Origin of the sequence: Azonexus sp., from assembly GCF_047638095.1 — a bacterium.
Lineage (GTDB): Bacteria > Pseudomonadota > Gammaproteobacteria > Burkholderiales > Rhodocyclaceae > Azonexus.
The window spans coordinates 21,151-29,196 of the sequence record NZ_JBLJBW010000035.1; the positions used below are offsets into that span (position 1 = coordinate 21,151).

General features: G+C 61.2%; 10 protein-coding genes and 1 other RNA gene. 7 read left to right on the forward strand and 4 right to left on the reverse strand.

The window, feature by feature from the left end; all coding sequences use genetic code 11:
* Window positions 1–4 precede the first annotated feature (4 nt).
* Both ACM62Q_RS09840 and ACM62Q_RS09845 read right to left on the reverse strand, forming a co-directional pair.
* Window positions 5–796: an ABC transporter ATP-binding protein gene (locus ACM62Q_RS09840; protein ID WP_415036060.1), complete on the reverse strand. Its 792-nt coding sequence runs from the start codon at window positions 794–796 to the stop codon at window positions 5–7.
* Complete coding sequence (locus ACM62Q_RS09845) at window positions 793–1,791, reverse strand: FecCD family ABC transporter permease (RefSeq protein ID WP_415036062.1); 999 nt, start codon at window positions 1,789–1,791, stop codon at window positions 793–795. The genes ACM62Q_RS09840 and ACM62Q_RS09845 overlap by 4 nt, the downstream gene beginning before the upstream one ends.
* Window positions 1,792–1,949: 158 nt before the next feature.
* On the opposite strand from ACM62Q_RS09845, the gene ACM62Q_RS09850 reads away from it, so the two are divergent.
* The 4 genes from ACM62Q_RS09850 (at window position 1,950) to ACM62Q_RS09865 (ending at window position 3,545) form a co-directional block, all read left to right on the forward strand.
* Window positions 1,950–2,147: a hypothetical protein gene (locus ACM62Q_RS09850; protein ID WP_415036064.1), complete on the forward strand. Its 198-nt coding sequence runs from the start codon at window positions 1,950–1,952 to the stop codon at window positions 2,145–2,147.
* Between the two features lies 1 nt (window position 2,148).
* Window positions 2,149–2,475: a cell division protein ZapA gene (locus tag ACM62Q_RS09855; RefSeq protein ID WP_415036066.1), complete on the forward strand. Its 327-nt coding sequence runs from the start codon at window positions 2,149–2,151 to the stop codon at window positions 2,473–2,475.
* Window positions 2,476–2,503: 28 nt separating this feature from the next.
* Window positions 2,504–2,683: non-coding RNA, 6S RNA (ssrS, locus tag ACM62Q_RS09860), on the forward strand.
* A 55-nt stretch (window positions 2,684–2,738) separates the two neighbouring features.
* Window positions 2,739–3,545 (forward strand): sulfite exporter TauE/SafE family protein, encoded by an 807-nt coding sequence (locus tag ACM62Q_RS09865; protein WP_415036068.1) that lies wholly within the window; start codon window positions 2,739–2,741, stop codon window positions 3,543–3,545.
* Here the strand turns inward: ACM62Q_RS09865 and ACM62Q_RS09870 are convergent, their stop codons facing one another.
* Window positions 3,546–4,322, reverse strand: coding sequence for an enoyl-CoA hydratase/isomerase family protein (locus ACM62Q_RS09870; RefSeq protein ID WP_415036070.1), 777 nt, complete (start codon window positions 4,320–4,322; stop codon window positions 3,546–3,548).
* A 117-nt stretch (window positions 4,323–4,439) separates the two neighbouring features.
* Between ACM62Q_RS09870 and ACM62Q_RS09875 the strand changes: the two genes are divergently transcribed.
* Together ACM62Q_RS09875 and ACM62Q_RS09880 are read left to right on the forward strand one after the other, a co-directional pair.
* Window positions 4,440–4,760 (forward strand): DUF485 domain-containing protein, encoded by a 321-nt coding sequence (locus ACM62Q_RS09875; RefSeq protein ID WP_415036072.1) that lies wholly within the window; start codon window positions 4,440–4,442, stop codon window positions 4,758–4,760.
* Window positions 4,760–6,421, forward strand: coding sequence for a cation acetate symporter (locus ACM62Q_RS09880; protein WP_415036074.1), 1,662 nt, complete (start codon window positions 4,760–4,762; stop codon window positions 6,419–6,421). Before ACM62Q_RS09875 ends, ACM62Q_RS09880 begins: the two co-directional genes overlap by 1 nt.
* Before the next feature lie 133 nt (window positions 6,422–6,554).
* Here ACM62Q_RS09880 and ACM62Q_RS09885 read toward each other — a convergent pair whose 3' ends face one another.
* The gene (locus ACM62Q_RS09885; RefSeq protein WP_415036076.1) at window positions 6,555–7,214 is read right to left on the reverse strand and encodes a GntR family transcriptional regulator; all 660 of its coding nucleotides are present in this window, start codon (window positions 7,212–7,214) and stop codon (window positions 6,555–6,557) included.
* 199 nt (window positions 7,215–7,413) lie between these two features.
* On the opposite strand from ACM62Q_RS09885, the gene ACM62Q_RS09890 reads away from it, so the two are divergent.
* Window positions 7,414–8,046: methylmalonyl-CoA mutase family protein (locus ACM62Q_RS09890; protein ID WP_415036078.1), on the forward strand; the 633-nt coding region annotated here is incomplete at its 3' end.

Consider the following 8,046-nt stretch of genomic DNA (forward strand, 5'->3'; position numbering starts at 1 on the left):
GGCCTCACTCCGGAATGAAACAGCGCTGGCCGCCGTCGCTGATCTGGCGCAGGCGGTAGGCGTAGAGGTTGGATAGCTGATCGGCGGTCAGGACTTCATCCGCCGTGCCTTGGACACAGCGGCCATCACCATGCACGAGCAGGGCGCGGTCGCAGAAACGGTGGGCCAGGGCGGGTTCGTGCAAGACCATGACGACTGCCGCACCCTGCTCGCGGGCAAGTTGGGAAAACAGGCTCAAGACCGCCATCTGGTGGTTGAGGTCCAGGTGCGACAAGGGTTCATCGAGCAGATACAGGGGTGGTGCCTGCACCAGCAGGGTGGCGAGGGCCAGGCGCTGGCGCTCACCACCCGAGAGGGTGTGCACCTGGCGCGCTTCCATGCCATTCAGGCCGAAGCCTTGCAGGGCGGCGCGCACGCAGTCGCAGTCGCTGGCAGATTCCCAATCCCAGCGCCCGAGGTGCGGGTGGCGTCCCGCCAGCGCCGTTTCCAGCACGCTGGCACCGAAAGGATCTTGCTGAAACTGGCCCAGCCAGCCGCGCCGCAAGGCAGCCTCCCGCGGGCTGAGCTGCGCGTAGGGCGTGCCGGCGAGCAAAACTTCGCCACCTGCCGGCGAACGCAAACCCGCCAGGGTCGTGAGCAGCGTCGATTTGCCGGCCCCGTTGCGGCCGAGAATGGCCAGGCTTTCGCCCGCCGCCAGATCGAACGTCAGCCCATCGACCACCCGCTTGCCGCCGATTTCGACGACCAGTTGGCGAGCCTGCAACAAGGGTGGAGCGGAGATGGCGTGCGCCGTCATCGCGGCTGCCTCGCCAGCAGGAAGAGGAATACCGGCACGCCGATCAGGGCAGTGAGTACGCCGACCGGCAGTTGCTGCGGGGCGATTACGGTACGTGCCGCCGTGTCGGCCAGCACCAGCAGTGCACCGCCAGCCAGCGCCGCCGCCGGCAGCAGCACGCGCTGATCATTGCCGATCGCCAGACGCACCAGATGCGGCACCACCAAACCGACGAAACCGATCGAACCCGCCGTGGTCACTGCCGCCGCCGTGGCCAATGAGGCCAGCACATAGACGATGAAACGCAGCCGCCCGACGGCCACGCCGAAAGCCTGCGCCTGCATCAGGCCGCGCGCCAGCAGATTCAGTTCGCGGGCAAAAGGCAGGCTGACCAGCAGCGCCAGCACCAGCACCAGCATCGCCGGCCACCAGGTGAAGGTTTGCCCGAGATCGCCCATCAGCCAGAACAGCATGCCGTGCACCCGACCTTCCTCGGCCAGCGAGAGCATCAGCGCAATCAGCGCGCCACAGCCGGCGGCGACGATCACGCCGGTGAGCAAAAGGCGCGTCTGCGTCCAGCTGCCGTCACCGCGCGCCAAGCCAAAAACGGTCAGCATGGCGGCCAGCGCCCCGGCAAAGGCCAACGCATCGACCGCCCACAGAGAAAAACCAAAAAACAGGCCAGACATCGCCCCCACCCCAGCGCCGCCGGAAATGCCCAGCACATAGGGATCCGCCAAGGGATTGCGCAACAACACCTGCATCAAGACCCCTGCCAAAGCCAGCAAACCGCCACAGGCGAAAGCCGCCAGGGCGCGCGGCAAGCGCAATTCGAGCACCAGCGCACCGGGCGTATTGGTGGCATCGTTCGCATGAAACGCATGGGCCAGCACCGCCGCCCACAATTCCTGCGGGGCCACCGCCAGACTGCCGCTAAAAAGCGACCCAAAGAGCGCCAGCAGGGCAAACAGCGCCAGCAAAAGAAGAATCAGCGCAGCACGGCGCGGTGTCGGCATCTCGAATAAAAACGAACCAGGGGGAAGGCATTCTACCGGCCTTCCCTGAACGCTCGCAGCCCGGGGCAAAAAGGACGCACAACATAGTCGATAAAACACTTTGAAAATAGCCGCTTAGTCCTTGACTCGCTTATCTTTTGCCCTCTATAGTGCGCGCCATGAATGCTGAACTGACCGTACTCGAAGACAAAATTGAGCAGGTGCTTGCCCTGGTCAAACAACTGCGTGCCGAAAACGAGGTGCTGAAAAACCAGCTCGCCACGGTCGATCACGAACGTCTGAATCTGCGCACCGCCATGGACAGCGCGCGCGAACGGCTGACAGGCCTGGTCGAGCAATTACCCGAGGAAGCCTGAGATGAGCGCCGAACCGAATTTTCTCGACGTCAAGATCATGGGTCGTGAATACCGCGTCGCCTGCCACGCCGAAGAGCGCCCGGCGCTGCTTGCTGCAGTCGAATTGGTCGATGGCAAGATGCGCGAAATCGCCCAGAAAACCAAGAACACCATCGCCGAGCGCGTCGCCGTCATGGCCGCCCTCAACATCGCCCACGAACGTCTGAGCAACCCCACCGACGAAAACGCGCCGACAACACTTGCATCACCCGACACGAAGGGTAGAATCGAGGCCATGGGCGCACGTTTGGATGCCGTGCTGGTTTCCCAGCAGCCGTTGGATCTCTGACACCGACGGCAACGGACAGCCCACCCGTTGTTCCCTGCGGTGTTTGTTAAGGCCATAGATTCCTTGAACCAATGCTGATTGGCATCGGTTGCCGACCAAAACCTCGCTGTTGTGCGCGTTCTTCTTCGAACGCACCTGATGCGAAAGGAAAGCAGCCACTCTGAACCCCGGTTCAGGATGCCGGCCTAACGGCACATGCGGGGACTTTATTCCACAGGTGGCAGAATTCTTCTGTCACCTGTTTTCGTTTCCGGACCACAAAAATGTCTATCGAATGGCTCGCCGCCTATCTGCTCCTGGGGGCGTTCGTCGGTTTTTTTGCCGGCCTGCTCGGCGTCGGCGGCGGCGGCATCATGGTGCCGATGCTGACGAGCCTGTTCGCGGCGCAGGGCTTTCCGCCGCAGCATTTGGTGCACGTAGCGCTTGGCACCTCGATGGCGGCTATCGTTCTGACTTCACTTTCCAGCCTACGCGCACATCACCGGCACGGCGCGGTGCGCTGGGAAATCGTGCGCGGCGTCGCCCCCGGGGTACTCGTCGGCACCTTTGCCGGCACCTTTCTCGCCACGCGCGCCAACAGCGCCCATCTCGCCCTCTTTTTTGCCTGCTTCATGGCCTATGTCTCGCTGCAAATGGTGCTCAACATCAAGCCAAAACCTTCGCGCAGCTTACCGGGCAAGGCTGGAATGGCGGCCGTGGGCGGGGTGATCGGGGGGGTTTCATCACTCGTGGCGATCGGCGGCGGCACTTTGTCGGTGCCCTTCATGACCTGGTGCAACGTCAAAATGCAAGAGGCGATCGGCACTTCTGCGGCGATCGGCCTGCCGATTGCACTCGCCGGGGCGGCAGGCTACCTCATCAACGGCTGGGGCAGCAGCGGCTTACCTGCCGGCACGCTAGGCTATGTCTATCTGCCGGCCCTGGTGTTGATCAGCCTGGTCTCGATGTTCACCGCCCCAGTGGGCGCGCGGCAGGCGCATCGGCTGCCGGTGGCGACCTTAAAAAAGATTTTTGCCGGCGTGCTCATCCTGCTTTCGGCAAAGATGCTGCACACCGTACTCGGCGCGTAATCAGCGCGCCTTGAACTGGGCTTTGCGCTTTTCAAAAAAAGCCGCCAAACCTTCGCGGTAGTCTTCCGTTTCCAGAAAGGCAAAAGAGGCGGCCTTTTCTTCTTCGCTCAAGGGCTGGCCGGTCAACAGGCGGGCGATCCATTGTTTGTGCCAGCCCGCCACCAAGGGTGCCCCTTGGCAGATGCGCTGGGCGGTTGCGGCAACTTCATCAGCCAGCTCTTCGACCGCCACCACGCGCGTCAGCAGGCCTTTTTCGTAGGCCTCCTGTGCCGTCAAAATGCGCCCTTCGAGCAAAATTTCCTTGACCACAGCCGGTCCCGCGAGCTGCAGCAAGCCGGCCATTTCGCCCGGATACATGGAAAACCCCAATTTATTGATCGGCGCACCGAAACGCGATGGACTGCTCGCAATGCGCAAATCGCAGGCCGCGGCAATTTCCAGCCCACCGCCGATGCAGGCACCGCGAATCATGGCCAAGGTCGGCTGCGGACAATCGGCAATCGCCTGCAAAGCGGCGGCAACCTCGGCGTGGTAGTGCAGCGCCTGGGCCAGCGTCGTGCGGGCGGTTACGAACTCCTCCAGATCACCGCCGGCAGCGAATGCTTCTTCTCCCGCGCCACGCACAATGATGCAACGTACCTCGCGCCACGCCGCCAAGTCGGCCATGCGCTCTTTCAGGGCGCGCCACATGGACAGGTCGATGGCGTTGAGTTTGCCTGGATTGGAAAGCGTCAGTGTGGCAATAGCGCCGTCAAGGGCAAGATCGATGCTGCTCATGGGATACCTTCGTTGAAACCCAAAGCGCGAAGCTTACACGCACTGTAAGGTTATTCGCTCCTATATAAGATACAATGCGCCCGCTGTTATTTATAATTATGAATAAGGAGAATGGTTATGAGCAGCGCAATGTATGAAAGGATGCGGGATAACCCCAAATTCCAAGAGTTGGTCAGCAAGCGGGGGCGGTTTGCCTGGACTTTGGCAAGCATCGTTTTGACCCTGTTCTACGGCTTCGTGCTGGTGGTGGCTTTCGCCCCCGAGTCGCTCGGCAATCCAATTGCCGAAGGTTCGCGGTGGACGGTCGGCGTCAGCCTGGAGCTGTTCCTCTTCATCTTCTTCTGGGTAACCACGGTGATTTATGTCCGCCGTGCCAACACAGAATTTGATGCCCTGTCGCAGGAAATCATCCGCGACGCCTGGAAGGAGGAAAAATAATGCGTAAACTAATTTCTGCGCTGGGCCTCTTGAGCCTGTGCGCCGTTGCCGTGGCGGCCGACGCCGTGGGCGCAACGGAAAAACAGGCGACCAACTGGCACGCCATCATCATGTTCTGCATCTTCGTGACGCTGACCATGGGAATCACCTACTGGGCGGCTAGCCGCACCAAGTCGACCTCCGACTTCTACACGGCCGGCGGCGGCATCACCGGCTTCCAGAACGGTCTGGCGATTGCCGGCGACTACATGTCGGCCGCCACCCTGCTCGGCCTCACCGCCATGGTGTACACCTCGGGTTACGACGGTTACATCTACATGCTGTGCTTCTTTGCCGGCTGGCCCATCATTTTGTTCCTGATGGCTGAACGCCTGCGTAATCTGGGCAAGTTCACCTTCTCCGACATCACCGCCTACCGCCTCGATCAAGGCCGGGTGCGCACCATGGCCGCGATTTCCTCGCTGACCGTGGTCTGCTTCTACCTGATCGCGCAGATGGTGGGCGCTGGCCAGCTGATCAAGCTGCTGTTCGGCCTGGAATACAACGTGGCGATTTTCGCCGTGGGTATCCTGATGATGGTCTACGTCACCTTCGGCGGCATGGTTGCCACCACCTGGGTGCAGATCATCAAGGCCGTGATGCTGCTCTCCGGCGGCACCCTGGTGATGCTGCTGGCGATGAACCAGTTCGGCTTTTCCTACGAGAACCTGGTCAATCAGGCGATGTCGGTGCATAAGCTGGGCGAGCGCATGATGCACCCGGGCAGCCTCCTGGCTGATCCGGTGACGGCCATCTCGCTTGGCCTGGGCCTGATGTTCGGTACCGCTGGCCTGCCGCACATCCTGATGCGCTTCTTCACCGTGACGGACGCCAAAGAAGCGCGCAAATCGGTGCTCTATGCTTCCGGTTTCGTTGCTTATTTCTTCAACGTCATCTTCTTCATGGGCCTGGCAGGCATCCTCATCGTCGGCCAAAACCCGGACTTCTTCGAAGGCGGCACCATCGGCGGCAAGCTGATCGGCGGCGGCAACATGGTCGCCATGCACCTGGCCAAGGCGGTAGGCGGCAACATGCTGCTCGGCTTCCTCGCGGCAGTTGCTTTTGCCACCATCCTCGCCGTGGTTTCCGGTCTGGCACTGGCGGGCGCATCGGCCATCTCGCACGACATCTACGCCCGCGTCATCATGAAGGGCACGGCGTCGGAAGCCTCTGAAATCCGCGTCTCGAAGATCGCCACCATCATCTTGGGCGTCGTTGCCATCATCCTCGGCATCATGTTCGAGAAGATGAACATCGCCTTCATGGTCGGTCTGGCCTTCGGTGTGGCTGCTGCCGCCAACTTCCCGGTGCTCATCCTTTCCATGTACTGGAAGGGTCTGACCACCCGTGGCGCGCTGATGGGCGGCTATGGCGGCCTGATCTCTGCCGTCTGCTTCGTGCTCTTCTCGAAGTCGGTGTGGGTCGACGTGCTGGGCAACGCTGCCCCGCTCTTCCCCTACACCCAGCCGGCCCTGTTCGCCATGCCGATTGCCTTCCTGCTCGCCTGGATCGGCTCGACCACCGACAGCAGCGTCCGCGCCAAGTCGGAAATCGAAGCCTTCGACGACCAGTACGTCCGCGCCCAAACGGGTTACGGCGCAGCCGGTGCCGCCCAGCACTAAGCCGCACGCACTGACTTAGAAGCAAAAAATCCCCGGGTAGTCTCAGGCTACCCGGGGATTTTTTATGGTGCAGCGCTTGCCCGGCGCGCTCGGCACTGCCGTGGTGCCACTGCCGTAGTGCAATACGCAGCGTTCAGGCCAGACCTGCCACCGCCATCCGCGCCAACGCCTCGCGCCCGGAAAGAATGTGGGCGGACATGGCGCGCTCGGCACCCGCCGCATCCAGCGCCTGAATGTGACGCAAAATTTCCCTATGCTCGGCCAGCGACTGCTGCAAGCGCCCTTCCAAGGACAAAGAATGCAAGCGCGACAACTTCAGCACCTTGCGTAAATCCTGAATCACCGAAAGCAACCAGCGATTGCCGGACAGGCTTTGAATCGTGCGGTGAAATTCCTGATTCGCTTCAAAAAACTGCGCGATTTCTTGCTCCGCCGCCGCTTTTTCCAGCTGCTCATGCAAAGCCGCAAGCCCCGCCAAATCTTCGGCTTTTAGCCGCTGCACGGCTTCAAAAGCGCAACGCCCTTCGAGCAGGGCGATCAACGGGAAAATGTCATCCAGATCTTGCCGGGAAATTTCTGTCACATAACAGCCGCGCCGTGGCTTCAACTCCACCAAACCTTCTGCCGCCAGCACCTTCAAAGCTTCGCGCAGGGGCGTGCGGGAGATGCCGTATTGCTCGCAAAGCTTTTGTTCATCGACCCAGTCTCCCGGGGTGAGTTCGTGCGCAAAAATTTGTTGCCGCAAACGCTCGGCAACCTGCAAATAAAGGGCGGTGGATGTGATTCGTGTCATTGTTGTCGGGACCTTCCCACTCCGCGCGGGTGCGCGCGCGTGAGAAACTTGTTCCGTAATTATGGATAACGTATTATGTCCGGCTAAACATTTCTCGCCAATCCCCTGCGCAACACATTTTTTGCGTTTCGCATGGATTAGCCCAATCTAGTCCGATCTAGTCCAATCAACACCCGCTCGAATCAGCGAAAGGTCTTTCATGTCTGACAAATTCCTGGATTCCAACTCTCTCGATGCTTGGGAAAAGGCCGCGGCCAAGCAAGCCCCCGGCGGCGATGTCGCCAATCTGGTCTGGCACACGCCGGAAGGCCTCGCCGTCAAGGCGCTGTACACCAAGAAAGATACGGAAAACCTCGAATTCGCTGACACCCTGCCCGGCGTCGCGCCTTTCCTGCGCGGCCCGCAGCCGACCATGTACGCGGTCAAGCCGTGGACCATCCGCCAATACGCCGGCTTCTCCACGGCGGAGGCGTCCAACGCCTTCTACCGCAAGGCGCTCGCCGCCGGCGGCCAGGGTGTGTCGGTGGCGTTCGACCTCGCCACGCACCGTGGCTACGATTCCGACCATCCGCGCGTCACCGGCGACGTCGGCAAGGCGGGCGTGGCCATTGATTCCGTCGAGGACATGAAGATTCTCTTCGACGGTATTCCGCTCGACAAGATTTCCGTGTCCATGACCATGAACGGCGCGGTGCTGCCGATTCTCGCCGGCTACATCGTCGCCGCCGAGGAACAGGGCGTGAAGCAGGAGTTGTTGTCCGGCACCATCCAGAACGACATCCTCAAGGAGTTCATGGTCCGCAACACCTACATCTATCCGCCGACGCCGTCG

What these genes read in the sequence shown, in the direction of transcription:
- ACM62Q_RS09850 (WP_415036064.1), top strand. Translation starts at nt 1,950, where the DNA reads ATGAATGCTGAACTGACCGTACTCGAAGACAAAATTGAGCAGGTGCTT.
- ACM62Q_RS09870 (WP_415036070.1), bottom strand. Translation starts at nt 4,322, where the DNA reads ATGAGCAGCATCGATCTTGCCCTTGACGGCGCTATTGCCACACTGACG.
- ACM62Q_RS09845 (WP_415036062.1), bottom strand. Translation starts at nt 1,791, where the DNA reads ATGCCGACACCGCGCCGTGCTGCGCTGATTCTTCTTTTGCTGGCGCTG.
- ACM62Q_RS09875 (WP_415036072.1), top strand. Translation starts at nt 4,440, where the DNA reads ATGAGCAGCGCAATGTATGAAAGGATGCGGGATAACCCCAAATTCCAA.
- ACM62Q_RS09855 (WP_415036066.1), top strand. Translation starts at nt 2,149, where the DNA reads ATGAGCGCCGAACCGAATTTTCTCGACGTCAAGATCATGGGTCGTGAA.
- ACM62Q_RS09840 (WP_415036060.1), bottom strand. Translation starts at nt 796, where the DNA reads ATGACGGCGCACGCCATCTCCGCTCCACCCTTGTTGCAGGCTCGCCAA.
- ACM62Q_RS09865 (WP_415036068.1), top strand. Translation starts at nt 2,739, where the DNA reads ATGTCTATCGAATGGCTCGCCGCCTATCTGCTCCTGGGGGCGTTCGTC.
- ACM62Q_RS09880 (WP_415036074.1), top strand. Translation starts at nt 4,760, where the DNA reads ATGCGTAAACTAATTTCTGCGCTGGGCCTCTTGAGCCTGTGCGCCGTT.
- ACM62Q_RS09885 (WP_415036076.1), bottom strand. Translation starts at nt 7,214, where the DNA reads ATGACACGAATCACATCCACCGCCCTTTATTTGCAGGTTGCCGAGCGT.